30 protein-coding genes and 1 tRNA gene are annotated in these 22,739 nt (G+C 31.5%); 25 read left to right on the forward strand and 6 right to left on the reverse strand.

Annotated elements, in window-relative coordinates; translation table 11 throughout:
* Window positions 1–58 precede the first annotated feature (58 nt).
* From DFQ02_RS07910 to DFQ02_RS08010, 21 genes are all read left to right on the forward strand, one after another.
* The gene (locus tag DFQ02_RS07910; RefSeq protein WP_116523891.1) at window positions 59–715 is read left to right on the forward strand and encodes a TetR family transcriptional regulator C-terminal domain-containing protein; all 657 of its coding nucleotides are present in this window, start codon (window positions 59–61) and stop codon (window positions 713–715) included.
* Window positions 716–718: 3 nt separating this feature from the next.
* Window positions 719–2,032: an ABC1 kinase family protein gene (locus DFQ02_RS07915; protein WP_116523892.1), complete on the forward strand. Its 1,314-nt coding sequence runs from the start codon at window positions 719–721 to the stop codon at window positions 2,030–2,032.
* A 1-nt stretch (window position 2,033) separates the two neighbouring features.
* Entirely contained in the window at window positions 2,034–2,666 is a 633-nt protein-coding gene (locus DFQ02_RS07920; RefSeq protein ID WP_116523893.1) for a flavin reductase family protein, read from the forward strand.
* Window positions 2,663–4,132 (forward strand): SDR family oxidoreductase, encoded by a 1,470-nt coding sequence (locus DFQ02_RS07925; RefSeq protein ID WP_116523894.1) that lies wholly within the window; start codon window positions 2,663–2,665, stop codon window positions 4,130–4,132. Before DFQ02_RS07920 ends, DFQ02_RS07925 begins: the two co-directional genes overlap by 4 nt.
* Entirely contained in the window at window positions 4,083–4,229 is a 147-nt protein-coding gene (locus tag DFQ02_RS07930) for a DUF2256 domain-containing protein (protein WP_116523895.1), read from the forward strand. Before DFQ02_RS07925 ends, DFQ02_RS07930 begins: the two co-directional genes overlap by 50 nt.
* Complete coding sequence (locus DFQ02_RS07935) at window positions 4,199–5,509, forward strand: DASH family cryptochrome (RefSeq protein WP_116523896.1); 1,311 nt, start codon at window positions 4,199–4,201, stop codon at window positions 5,507–5,509. Before DFQ02_RS07930 ends, DFQ02_RS07935 begins: the two co-directional genes overlap by 31 nt.
* A 2-nt stretch (window positions 5,510–5,511) precedes the next feature.
* A complete protein-coding gene (locus DFQ02_RS07940; RefSeq protein WP_116523897.1) occupies window positions 5,512–6,999 on the forward strand; it encodes a cryptochrome/photolyase family protein in 1,488 nt (495 codons plus the stop codon).
* On the forward strand, window positions 6,989–8,470 hold the full coding sequence (locus DFQ02_RS07945) for a cryptochrome/deoxyribodipyrimidine photo-lyase family protein (protein WP_181896375.1): 1,482 nt from the start codon (window positions 6,989–6,991) through the stop codon (window positions 8,468–8,470). Before DFQ02_RS07940 ends, DFQ02_RS07945 begins: the two co-directional genes overlap by 11 nt.
* 125 nt (window positions 8,471–8,595) lie before the next feature.
* Window positions 8,596–9,024 (forward strand): hypothetical protein, encoded by a 429-nt coding sequence (locus tag DFQ02_RS07950; protein ID WP_116523899.1) that lies wholly within the window; start codon window positions 8,596–8,598, stop codon window positions 9,022–9,024.
* Window positions 9,021–9,293, forward strand: a complete 273-nt coding sequence (locus DFQ02_RS07955; RefSeq protein ID WP_116523900.1) for a TIGR03643 family protein — start codon at window positions 9,021–9,023, stop codon at window positions 9,291–9,293. The genes DFQ02_RS07950 and DFQ02_RS07955 overlap by 4 nt, the downstream gene beginning before the upstream one ends.
* Window positions 9,294–9,341: 48 nt before the next feature.
* Window positions 9,342–10,037 carry a GTP cyclohydrolase I FolE gene (gene folE / locus DFQ02_RS07960; RefSeq protein ID WP_116523901.1) on the forward strand — a complete coding sequence of 232 codons (696 nt, stop codon included), beginning with the start codon at window positions 9,342–9,344 and terminating at the stop codon, window positions 10,035–10,037.
* A gap of 4 nt (window positions 10,038–10,041) precedes the next feature.
* The gene (locus tag DFQ02_RS07965; RefSeq protein WP_116523902.1) at window positions 10,042–10,278 is read left to right on the forward strand and encodes a hypothetical protein; all 237 of its coding nucleotides are present in this window, start codon (window positions 10,042–10,044) and stop codon (window positions 10,276–10,278) included.
* Between the two features lie 2 nt (window positions 10,279–10,280).
* Window positions 10,281–10,964 carry an SDR family NAD(P)-dependent oxidoreductase gene (locus DFQ02_RS07970; RefSeq protein ID WP_116523903.1) on the forward strand — a complete coding sequence of 228 codons (684 nt, stop codon included), beginning with the start codon at window positions 10,281–10,283 and terminating at the stop codon, window positions 10,962–10,964.
* Between the two features lie 3 nt (window positions 10,965–10,967).
* Window positions 10,968–11,498 carry a glutathione peroxidase gene (locus DFQ02_RS07975; protein WP_116523904.1) on the forward strand — a complete coding sequence of 177 codons (531 nt, stop codon included), beginning with the start codon at window positions 10,968–10,970 and terminating at the stop codon, window positions 11,496–11,498.
* 6 nt (window positions 11,499–11,504) lie between these two features.
* Window positions 11,505–11,681, forward strand: coding sequence for a Lacal_2735 family protein (locus DFQ02_RS07980; protein WP_116523905.1), 177 nt, complete (start codon window positions 11,505–11,507; stop codon window positions 11,679–11,681).
* A complete protein-coding gene (locus DFQ02_RS07985) occupies window positions 11,668–12,129 on the forward strand; it encodes a TspO/MBR family protein (protein WP_116523906.1) in 462 nt (153 codons plus the stop codon). Before DFQ02_RS07980 ends, DFQ02_RS07985 begins: the two co-directional genes overlap by 14 nt.
* A gap of 2 nt (window positions 12,130–12,131) precedes the next feature.
* Window positions 12,132–12,593: an SRPBCC family protein gene (locus DFQ02_RS07990; protein ID WP_116523907.1), complete on the forward strand. Its 462-nt coding sequence runs from the start codon at window positions 12,132–12,134 to the stop codon at window positions 12,591–12,593.
* A gap of 6 nt (window positions 12,594–12,599) precedes the next feature.
* A complete protein-coding gene (locus tag DFQ02_RS07995; RefSeq protein WP_116523908.1) occupies window positions 12,600–13,904 on the forward strand; it encodes a cryptochrome/photolyase family protein in 1,305 nt (434 codons plus the stop codon).
* Window positions 13,905–14,051: 147 nt separating this feature from the next.
* Window positions 14,052–14,282: a hypothetical protein gene (locus DFQ02_RS08000; RefSeq protein WP_116523909.1), complete on the forward strand. Its 231-nt coding sequence runs from the start codon at window positions 14,052–14,054 to the stop codon at window positions 14,280–14,282.
* A gap of 251 nt (window positions 14,283–14,533) precedes the next feature.
* Window positions 14,534–15,067 carry an MOSC domain-containing protein gene (locus DFQ02_RS08005; protein WP_262510826.1) on the forward strand — a complete coding sequence of 178 codons (534 nt, stop codon included), beginning with the start codon at window positions 14,534–14,536 and terminating at the stop codon, window positions 15,065–15,067.
* Window positions 15,064–15,570, forward strand: a complete 507-nt coding sequence (locus tag DFQ02_RS08010) for a cupin domain-containing protein (protein ID WP_245940230.1) — start codon at window positions 15,064–15,066, stop codon at window positions 15,568–15,570. Before DFQ02_RS08005 ends, DFQ02_RS08010 begins: the two co-directional genes overlap by 4 nt.
* 17 nt (window positions 15,571–15,587) lie before the next feature.
* Here DFQ02_RS08010 and DFQ02_RS08015 read toward each other — a convergent pair whose 3' ends face one another.
* Window positions 15,588–16,253, reverse strand: a complete 666-nt coding sequence (locus DFQ02_RS08015; protein WP_116523912.1) for a M15 family metallopeptidase — start codon at window positions 16,251–16,253, stop codon at window positions 15,588–15,590.
* A gap of 767 nt (window positions 16,254–17,020) precedes the next feature.
* Here DFQ02_RS08015 and DFQ02_RS08020 point away from each other — a divergent pair.
* Window positions 17,021–17,737, forward strand: a complete 717-nt coding sequence (locus tag DFQ02_RS08020; protein ID WP_116523913.1) for a porin family protein — start codon at window positions 17,021–17,023, stop codon at window positions 17,735–17,737.
* 324 nt (window positions 17,738–18,061) lie between these two features.
* Window positions 18,062–18,760, forward strand: a complete 699-nt coding sequence (locus tag DFQ02_RS08025; protein WP_116523914.1) for a DUF4369 domain-containing protein — start codon at window positions 18,062–18,064, stop codon at window positions 18,758–18,760.
* A gap of 97 nt (window positions 18,761–18,857) precedes the next feature.
* On the opposite strand, the gene DFQ02_RS08030 is transcribed toward DFQ02_RS08025, so the two are convergent.
* The 4 genes from DFQ02_RS08030 to idi form a co-directional block, all read right to left on the reverse strand.
* A tRNA-Thr gene (locus DFQ02_RS08030) sits at window positions 18,858–18,931 on the reverse strand.
* 56 nt (window positions 18,932–18,987) lie between these two features.
* The gene (locus tag DFQ02_RS08035; protein ID WP_116523915.1) at window positions 18,988–19,257 is read right to left on the reverse strand and encodes a hypothetical protein; all 270 of its coding nucleotides are present in this window, start codon (window positions 19,255–19,257) and stop codon (window positions 18,988–18,990) included.
* A 49-nt stretch (window positions 19,258–19,306) separates the two neighbouring features.
* Window positions 19,307–19,717, reverse strand: coding sequence for a 6-pyruvoyl trahydropterin synthase family protein (locus tag DFQ02_RS08040; protein WP_116523916.1), 411 nt, complete (start codon window positions 19,715–19,717; stop codon window positions 19,307–19,309).
* Window positions 19,698–20,240 (reverse strand): isopentenyl-diphosphate Delta-isomerase, encoded by a 543-nt coding sequence (gene idi / locus DFQ02_RS08045; protein ID WP_116523917.1) that lies wholly within the window; start codon window positions 20,238–20,240, stop codon window positions 19,698–19,700. The genes DFQ02_RS08040 and idi overlap by 20 nt, the downstream gene beginning before the upstream one ends.
* Window positions 20,241–20,358: 118 nt before the next feature.
* Between idi and DFQ02_RS08050 the strand changes: the two genes are divergently transcribed.
* Both DFQ02_RS08050 and DFQ02_RS08055 read left to right on the forward strand, forming a co-directional pair.
* Window positions 20,359–21,948, forward strand: a complete 1,590-nt coding sequence (locus DFQ02_RS08050) for a peptide chain release factor 3 (protein WP_116523918.1) — start codon at window positions 20,359–20,361, stop codon at window positions 21,946–21,948.
* Between the two features lie 142 nt (window positions 21,949–22,090).
* Window positions 22,091–22,324, forward strand: coding sequence for a (4Fe-4S)-binding protein (locus DFQ02_RS08055; RefSeq protein WP_116523919.1), 234 nt, complete (start codon window positions 22,091–22,093; stop codon window positions 22,322–22,324).
* A gap of 39 nt (window positions 22,325–22,363) precedes the next feature.
* Here DFQ02_RS08055 and DFQ02_RS08060 read toward each other — a convergent pair whose 3' ends face one another.
* Window positions 22,364–22,681, reverse strand: coding sequence for a DUF3467 domain-containing protein (locus DFQ02_RS08060; protein WP_116523920.1), 318 nt, complete (start codon window positions 22,679–22,681; stop codon window positions 22,364–22,366).
* Window positions 22,682–22,739 lie beyond the last annotated feature (58 nt).

Genomic DNA, 22,739 nt, shown 5'->3' on the forward strand with positions numbered 1-22,739 from the left:
TTTAACTTTTTTTATTTTTTGTTAAACATTTTGTATCTTTACCATAAATATTCAAATTATGGCAAAGAAGAAATCCATATCTAAAAACGACATCGTCACATGGTACATGGATTATGTGCTAGAACACGATGAAAACCCAAAAACAGTATTTGCTTTTGCCAAAATCAAGAATTTTGAAGAAGTACATTTCTACAAACATTTTACATCATTTGAGGCTATTGAAAAAGGTATTTTTGAAGTATTTTTTATAAACTCATTAAAAGTACTTGAAAAAAACGAAGACTATGTAATTTTCGATGCTAGAAACAAACTATTAAGTTTTTATTACACCTTTTTCGAAAACCTCACCGCTAATCGAAGTTATGTAAAACACATATTAGATAAATACAAAAATGATCTTAAGGGATTGCAAATACTGTCGGGATTAAAATCTCATTTTACAAGCTATGTGGGGCAATTAGAAATACAAATGCTTGATATCAAACAAGAGCAGATAGAAAAATTACAAGATAGAGCTCTCAAAGAATCAGCATGGTTACAGTTACTAATGACCATGAAATTTTGGTTAAATGATACTTCGCCTTCATTTGAAAAAACGGACATCTTTATAGAAAAATCTGTTAATACCACATTTGATGTATTAGATATTGCGCCTGTAAAGAGTGTGATAGATTTAGGAAAATTTCTTTTCAAAGAAAGATTTAGCATGAATTAGTTTATGAAAACCATTGATAACATACCTACATCAAAAATTCAACGTGCTACAAAGCTGGTAACAACAGGTGCCAAGGTAGGCGTGAATTATATTAAATATTACGGTGATAAAATTGTAAAAACAGAAGCTGAGGCTAAAGAACGCCTAAACAAAAACAATGCTGAAGATATTTACGACGGGTTGAAACAGCTAAAAGGAAGTGCTCTAAAAGTAGCCCAAATGCTTAGTATGGAAAAAAGCATTTTACCAAGAGCCTATGTTGAGAAGTTCTCATTAGCGCAATTCTCGGTTCCACCTTTATCACCGCCATTAGTAATTAAAACATTCAAAAAGTACTTTGGAAAACATCCAAATGACATATTTGATACTTTCAACGCAACTTCTGTAAACGCTGCTAGCATCGGACAGGTGCATGTTGCAATTAAAGATGGGAAAAAACTTGCTGTGAAAATCCAATACCCAGGAGTTGCGGAAAGTATCGCATCAGATTTAGCCATGGTGAAACCAGTGGCTATGAGTATGTTTAATATCAAAGGAAAAGACTCTGATAAGTATTTTAAGGAGGTAGAAAGTAAATTGGTTGAGGAAACTAATTATATTTTAGAGGTATCACAAAGCAAGGAAATATCCAAAGCCTGCAGTCATATTTCGAACTTAAAATTTCCGAAATATTATGAAAACTTATCCTCTGAGCGTATCATTACTATGGATTATATGGAGGGCGAACACCTTTCTGAATTTACTGCTCATAACCAAGATCAAGAGAAAGCAAATAAATTAGGACAAGCTCTTTGGGACTTCTACATGTTTCAAATACACAATTTGAAAAAGGTACACGCCGATCCACACCCAGGTAATTTCCTAATTTCTGAAAAAGGAGAATTAATTGCGCTAGATTTTGGATGTATGAAAGCTATTCCCAAAGAATTCTACACACCTTATTTTGAGCTTGCATTGCCTGAAAACATAAACAATCAAGAAAAGTTCGTTAACAAATTATATGAGCTGGAAATATTGAAAGATGACGACAGTAAGGAAGAATTAGAATTTTTTACTGCCATGTTTCACCAGATGCTGAGTTTGTTTACCCAACCATTTCATAATGAAACCTTTAATTTTTCGGATGCCACATTTTTTGGAAAAATTGCAGAACTAGGGGAGCGTTACTCTAAAAGCACAGATTTAAAGAAAATGAACGGTAATCGTGGTTCGAAACATTTTATATACATCAATCGTACCTTTTTTGGGCTTTACAATTTAATGTTCGATTTAAAAGCCGAAAACATCAAAATCAATAATTATCTAAGATTATCATAAGATGCAGTATTTCAGCGAAAGCGACATACAGGAGTTAAATCATATCTATAAAATCAATTTGATTAATAGTTGTTCTGGCTACAAATCTGCCAACTTAATAGGTTCCACCTCAAAAGACGGCAAAGAAAATGTTGCTGTATTTAGTTCTGTAACACACATTGGATCAAGTCCAGCTCTGTTAGGCTTTTTTTTGAGGCCAACAACAGTTTTAAGAAATACCTATGAAAATTTAAAGGCCACAGGCGTTTATACCATAAACCATATTCACAAAACCATAGTTAGTGAAGCTCATCATACTTCGGCAAAATATGATGTGGACATTTCAGAATTTGATGTAACTGATTTAGAAGCAGAATACAAACCTAACTGTTTGGCACCTTTTGTAAAAGGAGCTCCTATTCAACTAGCCATGAAATATGTAGAAGAATACCCTATAAAAGCCAACAATACCATTCTGGTTATTGGGAAAGTTACGGGCCTATATGTAAATGATGATTTAATAGAAGAAGATGGTTTTATAAACCTTGCTAAAGCAGAAGTTGCTGCTATTAACGGATTGGATGGCTATGTTATACCCAAAGAAAAAACACGCTATGGTTATCAAAGACCAAAAGCTTTAATAATGAACTCATGACAATTCTTGTAACAGGCGCAACAGGTTATATTGGTAAGCGTTTGATTCCGTTTTTATTGAATCAAGGACATACGGTTGTGTGTGTAGTTAGAGACAGATTACGAGCAGACAAAAGTTACATTGATGAGGATAATGTTTACGTGATTGAGGCTGACTTTTTAAAGCCTGAAACACTTGAAAACATTCCAAAAAAAATAGATGTTGCGTATTATTTAATTCATTCTATGTCTAATTCCTCAAAGGATTTTGAATCGCTTGAGGAACACTGTGCTATCAATTTTAAAAATTACATTGAAACAACCGATACCAAACAAGTTATTTATTTGAGTGGCATTACCAATGAAGATGTTTTATCAAAACACTTACGCTCAAGAAAAAATGTAGAGGAACATTTAAAATCTTATAAGTATGCCTTAACCATTTTTAAAGCAGGAATCATAGTAGGCTCTGGTAGTTCATCTTTTGAAATCATTAGAGATTTGGTTGAAAAACTACCTTTTATGATTGCCCCAAAATGGTTAAACACGAAAACGCAACCATTAGCCGTAAGAGACGTTTTAGCATTTTTGTACCGTGCTGCGGGCAACACATCGGTTTATAATAAATCGTTTGATGTTTTTGGTCCAGAAATTTTAACCTATAAGGAAATGTTGTTGCAATTTGCCGAGGTTAGAGGCTTAAAACGTTACATATTAACAGTGCCATTAATGACGCCAAAATTGTCATCGTATTGGTTGTACTTTGTAACATCAACCTCATATAAATTGGCTACCTCATTAGTAGATAGTATGGGCATTCAAATAATAGGAAAACCAAGTAATATTAATGAATCACTCAATGTAAACCCTATAACCTACAAAGAGGCTGTAGAATTAGCGTTCGAAAGAATTGAGCAAAATAGTATTGTTTCCAGTTGGAAAGATTCTATGGTAAGTAGTGGAAGACTAAGCAAAAGTTTACATAAATATGTAAACGTTCCAAAATTTGGATGCTTTAGAGATACACAGAAACGATATGTTATAGATGCTGAACAAACCATAGACAAGATTTGGAGAATAGGTGGTGAAAACGGGTGGTATTATGGTACAATTCTATGGCGCATACGAGGGTATCTAGACAAACTATTTGGTGGGATTGGATTAAGACGAGGAAGAACAAACCCTTCAGAGTTAGATGCTGGAGACGCTTTAGATTTTTGGCGTGTTATATATGCTGATAAAGATCAACAGAAATTATTGCTCTATGCCGAAATGCGACTACCTGGAGAGGCTTGGCTAGAATTTAAAATACGGAATAATGAACTGATACAAACGGCCACTTTTAGACCACGCGGACTTTGGGGTAGGTTGTATTGGTACAGTATTCTACCCTTTCACGGTTTTATTTTTTCTGGAATGATTAATAAACTAGTTAAAGTTGAGTCACAAAAAGCAGCACTTACCACAGAAAATATGTCCAATTTGTAAACGTCCGTTTTCTTGGAGAAAGAAATGGGCAAAACATTGGGAACAGGTTAAATATTGTAGCGAAAGATGCCGAAAAAACAAGACACCAACGGTTTAGTTTGGTTTAGAAATAACCTTAGAGTTAATGATAATGAAGTTTTAAACAAAGCCTTAGAAAATCATAAACATGTTATTGGATTGTATTGTTTTGATCCAAGACAATTTAAAACGGAACTTTTTGGGTTTAAAAAAACAGAAAAGTATAGAGCTAAATTTTTAATTGAAACAGTTGAGAATTTAAAACAAAGTTTGAATAGATTAAATGTTGAACTTTTTGTTTATTATGAACTACCTGAAAAGGTAATCCCAAAACTTGTTAATCAATTTAAAATTAATTCAATTTATCTTCAAAAGGAATGGACAAATGAAGAAGTTGAAGTTCTTGAAGGCATAAAATTAAATTGTCTCACTAATATCGCATTCAAAGAGTATTATGATCAATTTTTATTTCATCCAGAGGATATTAAAATGCCGTTTGAAGATATTCCTCAGGTATTTACGAATTTCAGAAAATATGTTGAAAAATACTGTCTGGTTAAACCAATAAACAAACCCACAGCGGCAGAGCCCATACAAAACCTTTCAAACCTAACTTATATTCCTACACTTGAAAACCTAGGGTTTGAGAATTTTAAAACACACCCAAATACGGCTTTTCCTTTTAACGGCGGTGAAACCTCAGCTATAAATCGATTAAATCATTACTTTTTTCAAACTAAAAAATTAGGTTTTTACAAAAAAACTAGAAACGGTTTAATTGGTGAAGATTACAGCTCAAAATTCTCTCCTTGGTTAGCAAACGGAAGCATTTCAGCAAGAACAATTTACTGGTACATTAGTAAATTTGAAAAGGAACATTATAAAAACCAATCAACATATTGGCTCTTATTTGAACTTATTTGGCGCGACTATTTTAAGTACATATCCTTAAAACATGGTAATACTATTTTTAAAATTGAAGGTATTCTGGGTAAAACTTATGAATGGGATACAAACAATGCTAAAATTAAGCAATGGATTAATGGTAAAACATCATCATCTTTTGTGAATGCCAATATGATAGAATTAAAGGAAACTGGGTGGATGAGCAATAGGGGTAGACAAAACGTGGCATCATATTTTTCCAAAGATTTGCTGCTCGATTGGAGAATTGGTGCTGCGTATTTTGAATCTCTACTCTTAGACTACGATGTACATAGTAATTATGGAAATTGGATGTACGTTGCCGGTGTGGGTAATGACCCTAGAGATAGAAAGTTTAATGTAAACCAGCAAGCAAACCGATATGATCCCTCAGGAAAATTTCAAAATATGTGGTTACAAAAAGTCTTGTTTTAAAAATGAGTGCTCAGGATATTCACATAGTATTTCCACATCAATTATTCAAGAAAACTGAAGTTCTTGAAACAGTAAACCATATTTATTTAGTTGAGGAATTTTTATTTTTTAAGCAATATAAATTCCACCAACAAAAGATAGCTTTTCATCGTGCTAGTATGAAGGCCTATGAAAACTACCTAAAATCAATTGGCAAATCAGTAACTTATGTTAATGCTACAGAAGACACATCGGATATAAGAATCTTACTTCCCAAACTTTTTAAAACGGGCGTTTCAACCCTTCATATCATTAATCCAACAGATAATTGGTTGGAAAAGCGTATTGTATCAGCCTCAAAAGATATCACAATAATATGGTATGAGAATCCGCTTTTTATAAATTCTAAAGAAGATTTATCATTATTTTTTAAACCATCTAAACAAAAATTTTTTCAAACATCTTTTTATAAAAACCAACGAAAAAAGCGAAATATTTTAATGCATGGCGACCAACCAGCAGGTGGTAAATGGACTTTTGACACTGAAAACCGACAAAAATACCCTAAAGGTAAAAAACCTCCAAGTATACAATTTCAAAAGAAAACAATATATCATAAAGAAGCAGAAGACTACCTAATCCAAAATTTTAAAAACAATTATGGGGAGCTTAATGATTTTGTTGTATATCCAATCGATTTCAAATCTGCTGAAGCTTGGTTAAACCAATTTTTAGAACAACGTTTCCATGAATTTGGTAAGTATGAAGATGCTATTGTTAAAGAAGAGCACTTTTTAAACCATAGTTTATTATCTCCGTTAATTAATGTTGGTCTTTTAGATGCGCAAGATATAGTAGATAAAGCCATTATTTATGCTAAGACTCATGATATTCCCATAAATTCAACAGAAGGTTTTGTGCGTCAAATACTAGGTTGGCGGGAATTTATTAGAGGTGTTTACGAGGTAAAAGGAACTGAAGAACGCACCAAAAACTTTTGGAACTTCTCTAGGAAAATACCAAAATCCTTTTACGATGGTTCAACTGGAATTAGACCCGTTGATGAGGTTATTAAAAAAGTATTAAAAACTGGTTATGCCCACCATATTGAAAGACTAATGATTTTAGGGAATTTTATGGTGCTTTGTGAATTCGACCCCAATGATGTTTACCAGTGGTTTATGGAATTATTCATTGATGCTTATGATTGGGTAATGGTGCCTAATGTGTATGGTATGAGCTTGTTTTCCGATGGAGGTTTAATGAGCACAAAACCTTATATAAGTAGTAGCAATTACATTTTAAAAATGAGCAATTACCCAAAAGGAGAATGGCAAAACACATGGGATGGCTTATTTTGGACCTTCATGGACAAACATCGTGATTTTTTCTCAACCAACCCTAGATTAGGTATGCTGATTGGCACATTAGATAAAATGACGCCTGAAACAAAAAGCAAACATTTTAAAAACGCTAAAACTTTTTTTAATGCCCTAGATAATGACAAATAGAGAAGAAATACATCTTGTATGGCTAAAGCGTGATTTACGTTTGCAGGATAATGAAGCTATTTTTAATGCTTTAAATTCTGAAAAACGTGTTTTGCTTTTGTATTGTTTTGAACCTATATTACTTAAAGATTCTCATTATAGTCAACGTCATTGGAATTTTATTAAAGAATCTATTACAGATTTAAACAAGACTCTTAAACCTTACAACGCTAAAATTTTGGCGGTAGAGTCGGATATAATTCCAACCATTAATCAATTGCTTTCCAAATATAGGATTTCAAATATTTTTTCTCACCAAGAAACGGGAATTTTAGTGACTTATGAACGGGATAAAAATTTTAAGCGCTATTGCAAGAACAATTTAATACAGTGGCATGAAAATATAAACAATGGGGTGCAGCGTGGTTTAAAAAACAGGGATGGATGGAATGAAATAGTAGAGGCGTTTTATGCCATTGAACCCCTCTCCTTTTCGCCACAGGAAAACCAACTATTGCTAATAGATGAAATTGAAACTTTAGAGAATTATTTTAAAATTCCCAATTTAAATACTCTAAATACAAAATCATTTCAAAAAGGAGGTAGAACTTCAGGTTTAAAATATTTAAACTCTTTTTTTAAAGAGCGCTATCCTAATTATATGATACATATCTCCAAACCAGAATTGGCAAGAATGAGTTGTAGTAGACTTTCACCATACTTGGCATGGGGAAATTTATCGATTCGTGAGATTTACCACAGAGCAAATCATTTTAAAAAAACTGCCAGACACAAAAAAGCTATTGAAGCTTTTATGTCTAGACTACGCTGGCAAACCCATTTTATTCAAAAGTTTGAAATGGAGCACACTATGGAAGAAGCTAGTCTTAACAGAGGTTTCCACAAGCTTAAAAAAAGTATTTCTAAACAATATAAATATGCTTGGAAAACAGGACAAACTGGCTATCCGCTTGTAGATGCCTGTATGCGTTGTTTAAATGAAACTGGCTACTTAAATTTTAGAATGCGTGCATTGGTAGTTTCCTTCTTTACTCATAACCTTTGGCAGCCGTGGCAAGAAGCCACTACTCATTTATCACAAATGTTTTTAGATTTTGAGCCCGGTATACACTTCCCGCAACTACAAATGCAAGCTGGTGAAACCGGTGTAAACATGTTGCGCATTTATAACCCAATTAAAAATAGCTTGGAGCACGATCCTGAAGCTATATTTATTAAAAAATGGGTGCCAGAATTAAAGGCACTGGATATACCTTTTGTTCATCAGCCTTATTTGATGACTGAAATGGAACAACAGTTCTATAATTTCAAATTAGGAAAGGACTATCCCAAACCAATTGTAGACGTAGAAACCTCTCGCAGAAAAGCAAGCGACACTCTTTGGGAATATAGAAAAGATAAAACTGTACTTGAAGAAACCAAAAGAATTTTACGAAAGCACACCTTAAAAAGCCGGCTAACTAAATCATAGAACAGCTAATTAACTTATAGTTATTAACCTCATAAGTTTTATCAATAGTTGCATGTTAATTTTTGTTTAACTTTTTTTATTTAAAGTTAAACATTTTGTATATTTACTTCACAAAGGCTTAGAAAATGATTCTGAATACTACACATTTTAACAAAGAACACAAACAATTAATACAAGACTTGGTGGGGCCTTCATTTACATTTTTAGAAGCATTTAAAATGAAAGGTGTCGGATCAAAACGTATGATTATTGAAGATGTTAGTCCCAATTTAAGTAGACTTATGAATAATGTCTCTGATGTTAATTATGCCAATATAGAATTACGTCAAAAAGGCATTCTAATATTCATTAACAAAGGCTTACAAAGCTTTACTTGGGTAATCCCCTACTATCAGTTAGTAATCTATAAAACAAATGGTTCTAGCATTCATGCACAGGGCAAATTTATTCATTTTAGAAATAGTAAAACATTTAGGGAAAATAAAAAGTTTTTTGAGAAAATGTTAGATGAAAAAATAAAGTATGACAATCAATATAATTTTCAAAACACATGACACTGAGTGTTCAAGAAACCGATAGAATTATAGAGATGGCTTGGGAAGACCGAACCACTTTTGAAGCTATAAAATTTCAGTTTGGCCTAAACGAACAGGAGGTCATTGAATTAATGCGAAGAGAAATGAAACCTAGCAGCTTCAGAATGTGGAGAAAACGTGTACAAGGAAGAACAACAAAACATGAAAAATTAAGAACATTTGAAAAAGGACGTTTTAAATGCAGTAGACAAAAACAAATAACACATAATAAAATTTCAAAACGCTAAACGTGCTTTGATTGGTTTTAAATCAAGACAGCACATAAAAAAGATAATATGCAATTAGAAAAATTAAAGACAAAGACAAACGGTCACAAGTTAAACGGTTTTACAATTGATGACATTGGTGATGATCATCTATTCACAGGACTTGAAACACCTATGAGAAAAGATGCCTTTAAACTTAGTGACACTGAAAAAAAGGAGCGCATTGCCATTTTATTTGAAGAAATCATGGAGGTTATGGGTTTAGATTTAACCGATGATTCATTAAAAGGCACCCCAAAACGTGTTGCTAAAATGTATATAGATGAAATTTTTTCAGGTTTAAATCCCGATAATAAACCGAAGGTGGCCTTGTTTGATAATAAATACCAATACAATCAGATGTTGGTTGAAAAGAATATAACGTTCTATTCAAATTGCGAGCATCATTTTGTACCAATCATAGGAAAAGCACATGTAGCCTACATCTCGTCTGGTAAGGTTATTGGGCTTTCTAAACTAAACAGAATCGTTCAGTATTATGCTAAACGTCCACAAGTTCAAGAACGGCTAACCAATCAAATTGCCAACGAATTAAAATCTATTTTAGACACAGAAGATGTAGCTGTTATAATAGACGCCAAACATCTTTGTGTATCATCAAGAGGAATTAAAGATAATACCTCTGCGACGGTTACCGCGTATTATGGCGGAAAATTTAATACTTCAGATAAGATTAAAGAATTACAAAATTATTTAAACGGTTAACATTATGGAATTAGAATTAATTAACAGAGCGTTAGAGTTTGAACAAAGAAAAATGCGTGGTTTATCAACAAGTGACAGAGTTAAAATTTCTAGAGAAGCTAAAACTCTAATTTTAGATCTTAATCAGATTTACAAGGTTAAAAAAGACGAAAAAATCATGGACATCATGAAACGTTTAACAGCAATAAAAAGAAAAGTTGAGAAACGATTAATGGGTAAACATCTGATAGCTGGAATTTAAAAATGGAAACAATAGTTATAGTTGGTGGTAGTAAAGGTATTGGTAATACTATTCTAGAAGAATTAATAACCAACAACAAGATTATTAATATAAGCAGATCGGCTCCAGAGCTTTCACATAATAACTTAACCCATTATGATTGTGATGTGACGCAGGATGATTTACCAGACCTTGAACGTGCCGATAAGTTAGTTTATTGTCCGGGTAGTATAAATTTGAAACCCATTTCGAGATTGAGTATTGAAGATTTTCAAAGTGATTTTGATATAAATGTCTTAGGAGCTGTAAAGGCTATTCAAAAATATTTACCTCTTCTTAAACAGGGTAAAAATCCTGCTATGCTTTTTTTTAGTACGGTTGCAACTAAATTGGGAATGCCATTTCATGCCAGTGTAGCGGTATCAAAAGCAGGTGTTGAAGGTTTAGTAAAATCTCTAGGAGCCGAATTGGCACCAACAGTAAGAATAAATGCCATAGCTCCTACAGTGACCAATACAAATCTGGCATCGAAGTTATTAAGAAATGAAAAAATGATTGAGAATATTACAGAACGTCATCCGTTAAAAAAATTCTTAGACCCAAAGGAAGTTGCACAAATGGCCACGTTCTTACTTTCTAATAAAGCGGCTTCTATTTCTGGTCAAATATTTGAAATGGATTGTGGCATTGTAAATCTAAAAATATAAATTATGAATACACTAAAAGCCTTTGTTTCTAGATTGCACACACCTCTGAAAAGACTTAATAAAGAAAGTATCTACGATATTTCCATTAATGACCTGAATGGTAATCCTATAAATTTCAAAGATTTCCAAGGGAAGTATTTACTGTTTGTAAATGTAGCATCAAAATGTGGTTTTACACCGCAGTATAAAGATTTACAGCAATTGTACGATACATATAAAGATAAATTAGAAATCATTGGTGTACCTTGTAATCAGTTTGGTAATCAAGAACCTGGAAGTGCCAATGACATTGAAACTTTCTGCCAGATTAACTACGGAGTTACCTTTACCATTACAGAGAAAATAAAGGTAAAAGGAAAGGACAAGCACGAACTTTACAGCTGGCTTACTGAAAAAATAAATAATGGTGTTAAAAGTTCAAATGTTAAATGGAACTTTCAAAAATATCTATTAGACCCCAAAGGACAATTAATTGACTATTTTTTTTCAATTACTAATCCTATGAGTTCAAAAATCACCAAGTATCTTAAATAAAAAGCTATGTTTAAACTATTTAAAAGGAAATCAAAAAGAGAAAAATTAGAAGAAAAGTTTAAAAAATTAATGCAAGAATGGCACAAATTGTCATCAATTAATAGAGCTGCCAGCGATAAAAAATATGCTGAAGCTCAAAAGATTGCTCAAATTTTGTATAATATGAAACATGAAGCTGCTTAGTTTATTTGTTATATTTCTAGTTATTAATTTTGGAGCTCTGGCCTTGGGTAATTGGTTAATGGTAAACGGACCACAAACTCAATGGTATTTATCCTTAAATAAAGCCCCATGGACACCTCCGGGTTGGGTTTTTGGTATGGCTTGGTTTAGCATAATGGTCTGCTTTTCAGTTTATATGGCTTACCTTTACAAGCTCATACCTGATTATCAAATCATTATACTTTTCAGTATTCAGTTTATTCTTAATGTTAGTTGGAATTATGTTTTTTTCAACAGAAGGCTAATTGCTTTAGGTTTTATTATAATTCTGTTATTGACTTTATTATTAGCCTTGTTCCTTTACCTATATGCTAAACCGCTAAAGAGTATAAGTTTATTAATCATCCCCTATTTGTTATGGCTAATCATTGCATCCTCGTTAAATGGTTATATATATTTCAATAATTAAAAATGAAAATTTACACATTACACAGAAAACAAAAAATTCCAATTAGTGTTGATGAAGCATGGGACTTCTTATCGGATCCAAAAAATTTAAAAACTATTACACCAAATTATATGGGTTTCAACATTTTATCTGGAGCTGATAGACCTATGTATGCGGGACAGATTATTCAGTATATTGTAACACCTGTTTTAGGAATTAAAACTAAGTGGGTCACAGAAATTACGCATGTAGTTGATAAATATTATTTTGTAGATGAGCAGCGCTTCGGTCCTTATGCTTTATGGCATCACAAGCATTTTATAAAAGAAATTAAAGGCGGTGTTGAAATGGAAGATATTATTGATTATAAACTTCCTTTTGGCTTTTTAGGTTCTTTAATGCATCCTATTCTGGTAAAGCCAAAATTAGAAGAAATATTTAACTACAGAAAGCAAAAGTTAGAAGCGCTATTTGGTTTCTATTAATTACACATGAAACAGCCTATTAATATATTCTGGTTTAGAAGAGACTTAAGACTTTATGACAACAATGGGTTTTCAAAAGCCCTAAAAAGTAACTACAAAGTATTACCAATATTCATATTTGATTCGAATATTTTAGACAAGTTACCAAAAGATGATGCTAGAGTAACATTTATCTATAATACTCTGCAAACCATGCGTGAGAGTTTACAAAAAAATAACAAATCAGATATTGCTCTTTTTTACGGTACACCATTAGAAGTCTTCAAAATCCTCATAAAAACTTACAACATACATACAGTTTATACAAATCATGACCATGAACCTTATGGAAAAGAAAGAGATAGAAGCATAGAACACTTTCTTAAAAAAGAAAAAATAGCCTTTAGAACATATAAAGATCATGTTATTTTTGAAAGGTCTGAGATAGTAAAAAACAATGGAGAACCATATATGGTATATACCCCCTATATGAAAGCTTGGAAACAAAAGTTTACTATAGAACATTTGGATAAGTACAAAACTGAAGAAAATTTCAATAATTTATATTCCTCAAAACAAACTAAAGATCTTGAACTTGTGGATATTGGCTTTAAAAAATCAGGTCAATACATAAAAGCTTATAATATTGATTCAGAGCTAATTGAAACTTATGAAGCCAAAAGAAATTTTCCTGCCGAAGATGCTACTTCTAGATTAGGCCCTCATTTGCGGTTTGGGACTGTAAGTATTCGTGAAATTGTTAAAAAATCTCTTTCCCAAGAAAACCCTACCTTCTTAAATGAGCTAATATGGAGAGAATTTTTCATGCAAATTCTTTGGCACTTCCCATATACTGTAGACTATTGTTTTAAAACAAAATATGAGAGACTAGAATGGAGAAATAACGAAACAGATTTTAAAGCATGGTGCTTTGGTCAAACAGGATATCCTCTAGTTGATGCTGGCATGCGACAGCTTAACAAAACTGGCTTTATGCACAACCGCGTGAGAATGTTGGTAGGAAGTTTTCTTTGTAAACATTTGCTGATAGATTGGAGATGGGGTGAAGCCTATTTTGCAGAAAAGTTACATGACTATGAACTCTCAAGCAATGTAGGTAACTGGCAATGGGTAGCTGGATGTGGTGTGGATGCTGCTCCTTATTTTAGAATATTTAATCCTATAACGCAGGTTAAAAAATTTGATAAGAATTTAGAGTATATAAATAAATGGGTTCCAGAATTCCAAGAGCTCACCTATCCAAAACCTATAGTAGAACACAAATTTGCAAGAGAACGTTGTTTGGAATTCTATAAGAAAGCTCTGAATTAAATGAGCACAGATATTAACTTGAAAATTCTTCATATATTCAAATCATAAATTTTGCATAATAATTTAGCCCAGAAAACATAAGTTTCGTAGATTTTATTATATTGTCAAAATTCGATGTCTTAATCGGTTATAAATTATAATGAATATATGAAACTTATTGAAAGAGCTTTAGAGTTTGAACAACGCAAACATACCTTTAAAACTACAAGTGAGCGTATAGAATCGTCTCGTGAGGTAAAAGCACTTATTCTAGAGATAAATAACATCTATAAAGAAACTAAAGACCCTGAACTCATGGAGTTAATGAAACGTCTTACAACCATAAAACAAAAAATTGAAAAGCGTTTAAAAGGAAGACAAGACGACTTAATAGGTTAACTCACTCATCCGTATAATTATAATTACTTATCCAAAATATTTAAGCTTTTTTTTCACACATATAAAAGAGGAATACTTTAAGCAGATTAATCATAAACTATTATTAAAAATAAGTTTTATTTATATTAATAGCTTTTATGTATTTTTAAGACATACTAGTAATCTCCACTAATATATCAATACCAACTACCTTTATTTGGAATGGTAAAAGTATTAGTACAGGCATTAACAAATTACCAACAAACAAACCTATTTTCTTAGGTACATTTGACGTTAAGAACGACTGTGTTGTAGATAGAAAAAATAATGGAGTAGCATTTAAGGCATGCTATTTGTTCTCTGAAAATCATTATGATTATTGGAAAAAATTATATCCTAACCTAAATTGGAATTGGGGCATGTTTGGTGAAAACTTAACCATTTCAGGTTTAAATGAAGATAATTTATATATAGGTGATATATATAAGGTTGGAGAGGCATTGATTCAAGTTACGCAACCTCGCGAACCCTGTTTTAAATTTGGATATAAATTTGGCTCACAAAAAGCAATAAAACAGTTTATTGATTATGGTTATTCTGGCTCTTATATTCGTATTTTAGAAGAAGGCTATGTGAGTAAGGGTGATACATTTCAATTAAACAAACAAGCTAAAAATAGTATCACAACTACACAATTTTTTAATTTACTTTTTACAAAAAATAAAGATAAAAAGCTCATTAAAGCCATCATTAACAATAATTCACTACCTCTAAGAAAACGTGAAAAACTTAAAATATTTTTATGATGAGCGAAGCCGAAAAAATTGCAAACATTTTGAAAATGCAACCGCATCCTGAAGGTGGCTTCTTCAAAGAAACTTATAGAAGCGAAGGATCTATAGGAGAAAAAGATTTAAATAATCACATCAATGGAAGAAGAAACTATTGTACTGGGATTTACTTTTTACTCACTTCAGATTCCTTTTCAGCATTTCATAGAATTAACCAAGATGAAATGTGGCATTTTTACAAAGGCACTCCTTTAAAATTACATATAATTTCAGAAATGGGAACCTACTCCAATGTTGTCATTGGCAACAACATAGAAAAAGGAGAAGTACCTCAATTTACAGTTAACGCCAGAGATTGGTTTGCTTCAGAAGTTGCAGATAATGGTGATTATGCTCTAGTAGGTTGTACAGTATCGCCTGGGTTTGATTTCAGGGATTTTGAACTCCCAAAGAGAGAAACATTAATTTCAATGTTTCCTCAACATTCTAAAATCATCAGAAAACTTACCAGAGTTTGATTCGTTTTATAAACTGATTATTCTATTGGAAAATTAAAATAGGTATTTGGGAAAGGTTCGTCTTTTAATGTAAAATGCCACCACTCTCTTGGGTAGTTTTTAAAACCAAATTTAACCATAACTTCTTGCAAAAGTTGCCTATTTGCTTTTTGCTCATCAGTAATACCATTGTAATTTATCCAAGATTGAACTCCAAAAAAATCATAAATACTTCCCATGTCTAAGGGTTTTTGGGTATCTGCAATAACAATAGTCAAATCAACAGTACTGCCTTTACTATGTCCTGACCTAGCTGCTATATATTCCTCCTTAAAAAGATTTTTCTTTTTAAAATCTGGATAAAATACTAGTTTATTTATAGTATCATTTAAGTTATTTGACCAACGAATAAAATGATTCACAGCGCTCTGGGGTCTGTAACCATCATAAATTTTTAAATATAAACCTTTACTTTTTAAATACTCATTGACTAATTTTAGAGCTTCGGCAGTTTGTTTGGTAAGAATAAGTCTGTTAGCATTATAGCCCTCAATGGGTTTTCCAACAAAATTATTTTGAGAATAATAGCGAAGTTCAACATCTAAATTTGGTATAATATTGTTTACATAAACAAACCCTTCAGGTAATTGTCCAAAAGAATATAAACCATGTAGAAATAAGAAAAGTATAACAGTTTTTTTCATTACTACTAATTTATATAAAATAATGAATCAAAATATAGGGCACAAAAAAACCGAGTTCCCTCAAACTCGGTCTTTTCTTAATTTGCTTTTTTATTATGTATTAGATTTGGGGTATCCATATCAACAACATAATGCAAATATTAATTAATTAATCCATTGAACTAAAAAGTATATTATTTAGTACACTTCAAAAGTAAAATTATATTTCATTTAAAACGATAAAAAACACTATTAATCGATGTAATGCATATAATTTTAACATTTTAAGATGAAATGCAAATAAATTAGATTAAAATGATACATGGATATTTTTCTGAATTTTAAATATTAAGAAGTAATAAAACTTATCATTCTTTAATTAACGGTACTACTTTTAAGCAATCATTATGCTTCTATTGAAACCAAAATTGGTTTTAATCACTTTCTTGACATTTATTAATGTATATCCAGAAAATCAAAATATCAAGCTAGGTAAACTTCTGTTTAATAAACTAAAAAGAAGCTCATTAACTTTATGAAGCAGCTTCCAGCTCTCAATTAGATATTATACCGTGTACTTGTTTCAATAAAGGAAAAAATTTATATATTCTAAATCTTATTATGATTCTCTCAGATAACTCTCAATCCTCTTTATCAATACAATTATAACCTTCATAAAATCAACCAATTAATCATTTCGTAGTAAAAATTAACGTCTTATCGTTATTTGAATAATTTTCATACCATAAGCTTTATATTACACTAAATTTTAACCAAATCGTGTAATAATGAAACTAATTTACCTACTAGTTGCTGCACTTTTTCTGCAGTCTTCTTCACTATTTTCTCAAGATTATGTTTTCGGTGTCAAAGCTGGACTAAATAATAATACTATTGGTGATATTAATTCAAGAGGTGGGTCAATTGCTGTAGGAAAACCTAATGAGGTTTTTGGTCCTAACAAAGAGATTAGTTATCAAATTGGAGCTTATTTTATGGCAGAGTTTGGAAGCTTTTTTATTAGACCTGAACTTAATTATGTATCATTAAAAAACAACTATGATTTCCCATTAAGAAAAGCTAATTGGGAAACTTCAAAAATTGAATTTCCTATATTACTAGGTGTTGAAGTTTTTGAACCTATATCCATTTATGCGGGTCCAAGTTTTAACTTTTTTGATGAAGTTATTCTAGATGGAGTTCAGGTAACCTCATTCAGTGATGGTGGTCCTGATCTTGAAGATAAGTCCATAAGTCTAAACTTTGGCGTTATGTTTAGATACAATCGGTTTGGTATTGACTTAAGGTATGAAATAAGCACCAATGAAACTGAAGAAGAACTTCTAGATATTAATAATTCTGCATATGGAGTTAATCTTGCTGATCTGAGAGTTTATAAACCTAAAATGCTCAGATTAAGTTTATTTATAGATCTTTTTAGAACAGACGGAACAAGTTTAGCTGATTTGTTCAAAAATGATAATAATTGTGGTTGTCCCTATTAATTTAATGCTATCTTCTACATAAAATAAAAAAGCATCTAAATAATAGATGCTTTTTTTACTAACTAACTAACCAAAAATATGAATTACAATTATTAAGTTTAAAGTAACCACTCAATAAACTTTTTCATTAAGTGTAATTAAATTATAATTAACAAACATTGTGCCAAACTAAAACATGTTACTTTTTTATTTGACTACAAAAAACTAACTCAATTACTTGTTTCCATTCCTTATACTTGTTAACAAACTAATTTAATGGAATTCATATTACAGCATCATTTTTAAATTTTATTTTATGATATTTGCGCCCAAACAATATTTTAAATGAAAAAAATTATATTCATACTTTTAGTTTTATTTATTGCTGCATGTGGAAAAAAAGAACGTAATTTAGTGGTAAAAGCACACGTTAAAGGATTAAAAAAAGGAACTGTTTATCTAAAAAAAGTCATTGACACTAATTTGGTTACTGTAGATTCTGTAATCATTAACGGAAACTCTCAATTTGAATTATATAGTGATGTTGAGTCTCCTGAAGTTTTCTATTTATACCTTGATAAAAATAGCAAAGAAGATGACAGAATAACTTTTTTTGCAGACAAAGGGGTTACTGAAATCAACACGTCGCTTAAAACTTTTGCATTTGAACCAAAAATTAATGGTAGTGAACAACAAAAAGTTTTAGAAGATTACCTAAAAATGGAATCACGGTTTAATAATGAAAACTTAGAATTAATTAAAGCGTCTTTAGAAGCCCAAAAAGATGGTGATACCACAAAATTATACGCAACTAAAAAAGATATGGATAACTTATTAAAACGAAAATATCTATATACCGTTAATTTTGCCCTTAACCATAATGATAGTGAAGTTGCACCATATCTTGCATTAACAGAGATTTATGATGCTAGACTTAATTTGTTAGATACAATTAATAACTCCCTAACTACAAAGGTAAAAGGTTCAAAATACGGCAAACAATTAGATGAATTTGTAACCAAAATTAAAGCGCAAAAACAATAAGTCATCTCAATAATTTCTATAAAACAACAAAGCCTTTCAGAAATGAAAGGCTTTGTTGTTTATGACCTCAGGAGGCACTATTCTGTAAACTTTTTTGAGCCGATAGAGGGACTCGAACCCACGACCTGCTGATTACAAATCAGCTGCTCTAGCCAGCTGAGCTATATCGGCAATTTAACGGGTGCAAATATAAAAGCAAAATTATAATTTGCAACTATTCCATTAAACTATTTTAAGCTATTTACCTTATCAATAAGCGCTTGGGCTTTTTCCTCTAGTTCATTATTAATTGCTCTATAATGTGCTTTAGCATTTTCTACATCTTTAGCATTTACTTTAGCTATTAAATCGTCAAAAACATCAATTGCTTCATCAATAATAGCTTCACTCTTTTTAGTGTCTTTATCGGTATTATCCAACTCCCAATCACATACTGCTCCAATAACATCTCCTAGAACATTATTAATATCTTTTTTAAGATTTTTTACACTTGCCATTTTTACGTTTTTTTAGTTTAAATTAAATATAGAAAATAATTTTATAGAATTACTTTCCAGAATAGGTTACAAAATTTCTTGGTGTTTCATAAAGCGTGATTTCCAGATCCAAATTGCCATCTATTTTTGGCCTCATTTTATTATAGATTACAACCGAAATGTTTTCGGCTGTTGGATTTAAGTTTTTAAACTCGGGTACTTCAATATTCAAGTTTTTATGATCAAAAGCGTCCTCTACTTCTTCTTTAATTAAAGACTTGAGTACCTTCATATCAATAACATAACCTGTTTCTTTATCAATCTCTCCTGTTACACTCACTATAAGTTCATAGTTGTGTCCATGAAAATTAGGATTATTACATTTATCAAAAACCAATTCATTCTTTTCATTGCTCCAATCCTTTCGGTATAATCTGTGCGCAGCATTAAAGTGCGCTTTTCTACTTACTGTTACTCTCATTGGTAGTTACGTTTATATGTTCGTAGAATTTTTCAAAAATAACCTTAAACCATGCTGTATATTCTTGTGGGTTTAGTTTTATATCAGTCCTTACATCTTCTAATGGCATCCACTTCCAATGGGCTACTTCATTTTCATTAATGATTGGTTCTCCTTCATATTTACCAAGAAGTATATGGTCATACTCATGTTCAGTCAATCCGTTGTCAAAAGGCGCTTTATAAATAAATGAAATAGATTCTTTTAATTCTGTAACAAAGCCCATTTCCTCTTGCAAGCGTCTTTTTCCTGCTTCAATATTACTTTCTCCATCACGCTGATGGCTACAGCAAGTATTAGTCCAAAGCCCAGGTGAGTGATATTTATCTAAAGCTCTTTGTTGCAACATCAATTCGTTTTTATGATTAAAAATAAAAACAGAAAATGCACGATGTAATAAAGCCTTTTCATGAGCTTCCATTTTTGGCATTAACCCAATTTGTTCGTCCTGTTCATTAACAAGAATTACTTTTTCTTCTTCCATAGTACAACAAAAATACCAAGTAATAATTAATATTTACAATGTTTGCGATAAAAACTAAAAATGCGAATAATGAAAAGTAAATTATAAAGTATCTTTGCAGCCATTCAAGAATATCAACATGAGTTTTTTTAAAGAAATTAAACGCAGACGTACTTTTGGGATTATTTCACATCCTGATGCTGGTAAAACCACTTTAACTGAAAAATTATTATTATTTGGAGGTGCTATTCAAGAAGCTGGAGCAGTAAAAAGTAACAAGATTAAGAAAGGTGCTACCAGTGATTTTATGGAAATTGAAAGGCAACGTGGTATTTCGGTTGCTACATCTGTGCTGGCATTTGAGTATAATAATATTAAAATTAATATTCTTGACACACCAGGTCATAAAGATTTTGCTGAGGATACTTTTAGAACCTTAACCGCGGTTGATAGCGTTATCGTTGTAATTGACGTAGCCAAAGGTGTTGAAGAGCAAACTGAAAAACTGGTTGAAGTTTGTAGAATGCGAAATATTCCCATGATTGTATTTATTAACAAATTGGATAGAGAGGGTAAAGATGCATTTGATTTATTGGATGAAGTAGAACAAAAGTTGGGTTTGAGAGTAACACCATTAAGTTTCCCAATAGGTATGGGTTATGAATTTAAGGGCATTTATAATATTTGGGAAAAGAATATTAATCTATTTAGTGGAGACAGCAGAAAAAATATTGAAGAAACTATTGAAATATCAGATTTATCATCTTCAGAATTGGATGATTTAGTAGGTGAAAGTCCTGCAAGTAACTTAAGAGATGAAATTGAATTAGTGGAAGGTATCTATCCAAATTTTGATAAGGTAGCCTACAGAAGTGGTCATTTGCAACCGGTATTTTTTGGTTCTGCATTAAACAACTTTGGCGTAAGAGAACTTTTAGATTGTTTTGTAGAAATTGCGCCTACACCAAGAGCTAAGCAAAGTGATACAAGATTGGTTAACCCTGAAGAAAACAAATTTACAGGGTTCGTTTTTAAAATCCACGCTAATATGGATCCCAACCACAGAAACCGATTAGCCTTTGTGAAAATTGTTTCTGGAGCGTTTAAACGAAATACTCCCTACCTTCATGTTAGACACAACAAAAAACTTAAGTTCTCCAGTCCGAATGCTTTTTTTGCTGAAAAAAAAGAGATTGTAGATATATCTTATCCTGGTGATATTGTAGGTTTACAAGATACTGGAAGCTTTAAAATTGGAGACACTCTCACCGAAGGTGAGGTTCTAAATTATAGAGGTATCCCAAGCTTTTCACCAGAGCATTTTAGGTATATTAATAATGCTGATCCTTTAAAATCTAAACAATTAGCTAAGGGTATAGATCAATTAATGGACGAAGGTGTAGCTCAATTATTTACATTAGAATTAAATGGCAGAAAAGTAATTGGTACAGTAGGAGCATTACAATATGAGGTAATCCAGTATAGATTGGAACATGAATATGGGGCCAAATGTACTTATGAAAACTTAAATGTAGCCAAAGCCTGTTGGGTAGATCCTGAAGATGATAAAAATGATGAATATAAAGAATTCACCCAAGTTAAGCAGCGTTTTCTTGCAAAAGACAAACAAGGACAATTAGTATTTTTAGCAGATTCACTGTTTTCATTACAAATGACACAGCAAAAATACCCGAGCATTAAGTTCCTTTTTACATCTGAATTTAACTAATCACCTTTTGTGTTTCATCGATAATTTCTGAAATATTTTGTTTTTAAACGATGTTTTTATACATTTAGTCGTTAAAATTAAATTTGTAGAGTTATGAATTTCTACATTTAATAAAGAATATAACCCCAAAAATGTTCTACTTATGGAAGTTAAAGCCAACGAATTCAGTAATAAAGATATTACTGTTACCTACGATCCGTGTAAATGTGTTTTATCTGGAATTTGCGCCAAAGAACTCTCTGATGTATTTAGTAACTCAATCATTCCTTGGGTAAACTTAGACAACACTGAAACCAAACGAATCATTGAACAAGTTAAAAGATGTCCAACTGGTGCGTTAAATTATTTTAAAAATAAAAGGATGCAAGCCTCATAAAAAAAGCCTTGAACTAAAATAAGTAGTTCAAGGCTTTTTTTACGCTTGTCCAGTTGGACCAAAATTTAAAGGAATTGGTGGTTGCTCATAATCCTTAATCTCTCCATGAGCATTTTCAAATCTAGCTACATTATCGGCTAATGCTTTTAATAAACGTTTTGCATGCTGAGGCGTTAAGATAATTCTAGATTTCACCTTGTTTTTAGGTACCCCAGGCATAATGTTTACAAAATCTACTACAAATTCTGACACAGAATGATTAATAATTGCCAAATTAGAATAAGTCCCTTCTGCTACTTTTTCATCTAACTCGATATTTATCTGACCTTGTTTTGGTTTATCCGTTTCGTCTGCCATTTCTTTAGTATTTAATTAAAAAGCCTTCAAGTTAATTACATGAAGGCTTTTATTATTA

This window comes from Seonamhaeicola aphaedonensis, from assembly GCF_003386195.1.
Taxonomy (GTDB): Bacteria; Bacteroidota; Bacteroidia; order Flavobacteriales; family Flavobacteriaceae; genus Seonamhaeicola; species Seonamhaeicola aphaedonensis.

Coding starts and splice junctions, on each gene's coding strand:
- DFQ02_RS07910 (WP_116523891.1), top strand. CDS start 59: ATGGCAAAGAAGAAATCCATATCTAAAAACGACATCGTCACATGGTAC.
- DFQ02_RS07915 (WP_116523892.1), top strand. CDS start 719: ATGAAAACCATTGATAACATACCTACATCAAAAATTCAACGTGCTACA.
- DFQ02_RS07920 (WP_116523893.1), top strand. CDS start 2,034: ATGCAGTATTTCAGCGAAAGCGACATACAGGAGTTAAATCATATCTAT.
- DFQ02_RS07925 (WP_116523894.1), top strand. CDS start 2,663: ATGACAATTCTTGTAACAGGCGCAACAGGTTATATTGGTAAGCGTTTG.
- DFQ02_RS07935 (WP_116523896.1), top strand. CDS start 4,199: ATGCCGAAAAAACAAGACACCAACGGTTTAGTTTGGTTTAGAAATAAC.
- DFQ02_RS07940 (WP_116523897.1), top strand. CDS start 5,512: ATGAGTGCTCAGGATATTCACATAGTATTTCCACATCAATTATTCAAG.
- DFQ02_RS07945 (WP_181896375.1), top strand. CDS start 6,989: ATGACAAATAGAGAAGAAATACATCTTGTATGGCTAAAGCGTGATTTA.
- DFQ02_RS07950 (WP_116523899.1), top strand. CDS start 8,596: ATGATTCTGAATACTACACATTTTAACAAAGAACACAAACAATTAATA.
- DFQ02_RS07955 (WP_116523900.1), top strand. CDS start 9,021: ATGACACTGAGTGTTCAAGAAACCGATAGAATTATAGAGATGGCTTGG.
- folE (WP_116523901.1), top strand. CDS start 9,342: ATGCAATTAGAAAAATTAAAGACAAAGACAAACGGTCACAAGTTAAAC.
- DFQ02_RS07965 (WP_116523902.1), top strand. CDS start 10,042: ATGGAATTAGAATTAATTAACAGAGCGTTAGAGTTTGAACAAAGAAAA.
- DFQ02_RS07970 (WP_116523903.1), top strand. CDS start 10,281: ATGGAAACAATAGTTATAGTTGGTGGTAGTAAAGGTATTGGTAATACT.
- DFQ02_RS07975 (WP_116523904.1), top strand. CDS start 10,968: ATGAATACACTAAAAGCCTTTGTTTCTAGATTGCACACACCTCTGAAA.
- DFQ02_RS07980 (WP_116523905.1), top strand. CDS start 11,505: ATGTTTAAACTATTTAAAAGGAAATCAAAAAGAGAAAAATTAGAAGAA.
- DFQ02_RS07985 (WP_116523906.1), top strand. CDS start 11,668: ATGAAGCTGCTTAGTTTATTTGTTATATTTCTAGTTATTAATTTTGGA.
- DFQ02_RS07990 (WP_116523907.1), top strand. CDS start 12,132: ATGAAAATTTACACATTACACAGAAAACAAAAAATTCCAATTAGTGTT.
- DFQ02_RS07995 (WP_116523908.1), top strand. CDS start 12,600: ATGAAACAGCCTATTAATATATTCTGGTTTAGAAGAGACTTAAGACTT.
- DFQ02_RS08000 (WP_116523909.1), top strand. CDS start 14,052: ATGAAACTTATTGAAAGAGCTTTAGAGTTTGAACAACGCAAACATACC.
- DFQ02_RS08010 (WP_245940230.1), top strand. CDS start 15,064: ATGATGAGCGAAGCCGAAAAAATTGCAAACATTTTGAAAATGCAACCG.
- DFQ02_RS08015 (WP_116523912.1), bottom strand. CDS start 16,253: ATGAAAAAAACTGTTATACTTTTCTTATTTCTACATGGTTTATATTCT.
- DFQ02_RS08020 (WP_116523913.1), top strand. CDS start 17,021: ATGAAACTAATTTACCTACTAGTTGCTGCACTTTTTCTGCAGTCTTCT.
- DFQ02_RS08025 (WP_116523914.1), top strand. CDS start 18,062: ATGAAAAAAATTATATTCATACTTTTAGTTTTATTTATTGCTGCATGT.
- DFQ02_RS08035 (WP_116523915.1), bottom strand. CDS start 19,257: ATGGCAAGTGTAAAAAATCTTAAAAAAGATATTAATAATGTTCTAGGA.
- DFQ02_RS08040 (WP_116523916.1), bottom strand. CDS start 19,717: ATGAGAGTAACAGTAAGTAGAAAAGCGCACTTTAATGCTGCGCACAGA.
- idi (WP_116523917.1), bottom strand. CDS start 20,240: ATGGAAGAAGAAAAAGTAATTCTTGTTAATGAACAGGACGAACAAATT.
- DFQ02_RS08050 (WP_116523918.1), top strand. CDS start 20,359: ATGAGTTTTTTTAAAGAAATTAAACGCAGACGTACTTTTGGGATTATT.
- DFQ02_RS08055 (WP_116523919.1), top strand. CDS start 22,091: ATGGAAGTTAAAGCCAACGAATTCAGTAATAAAGATATTACTGTTACC.
- DFQ02_RS08060 (WP_116523920.1), bottom strand. CDS start 22,681: ATGGCAGACGAAACGGATAAACCAAAACAAGGTCAGATAAATATCGAG.